Below are 570 nucleotides of genomic sequence, written 5' to 3' on the forward strand. Positions count from 1 at the left end.
GGGCGAGGGCCCTCGGGCCGGGCAGCGGGGACGTCAGCCGGTCGTGGAAGGCGCGGGGCCACAAGCGGCGTTCGGCGAGCGGGCGGGATGCGGCCGGTGGCGGGTGCGGGACGGGCGGGCCGTCGGCCATCCGGGGACGGCCGTCATCGGGGCGCCGCGTCATCGGGGGCCTCCCGTCGCCGGGCGCCGTCACGGAGTTCGCCGAAGACCGCTGTCAGCCGGGTCAACGCGCTTCGCACCTGCGGCAGTTCCACGGGCGCGGGTGAACCCAGGCCTTCCGCGCGCAGTTCGGCGGTGTCGCCCAGCAGCGGGGCGGTGGACAGCCGTACGCGCGGTGCTTCGAGGTCGTCGCCGAAGCGGTGGCCGCCCGGTGCGGGCATGCCGAGCCGGGTGGTGAGGAAGTCCTCCAGCTCTTGGGCGTCACCGATGCCGTGCGCGCGGAGCGCGGGGGCCAGGGGGGTGAGGTCGACGTACAGGTGCCGGCCGCAGCAGGGGGGCCGGGCGAGGGCGCCCGCGGCGACGACGGCGTGGTGCGCGGCGGCGGCCACGCGCGCGTGCAGGCGTACGGCG

1 pseudogene is annotated in these 570 nt (G+C 78.2%); it reads right to left on the reverse strand.

Annotated features, from left to right (window positions below):
* Nucleotides 1-143: 143 nt before the first annotated feature.
* Nucleotides 144-570 (reverse strand): annotated as a pseudogene (locus tag B7767_RS39275) (pyridoxal phosphate-dependent aminotransferase); the annotation flags it as partial.

This window comes from Streptomyces sp. 13-12-16 (assembly GCF_002114215.1).
Classification (GTDB): Bacteria; Actinomycetota; Actinomycetes; order Streptomycetales; family Streptomycetaceae; genus Streptomyces.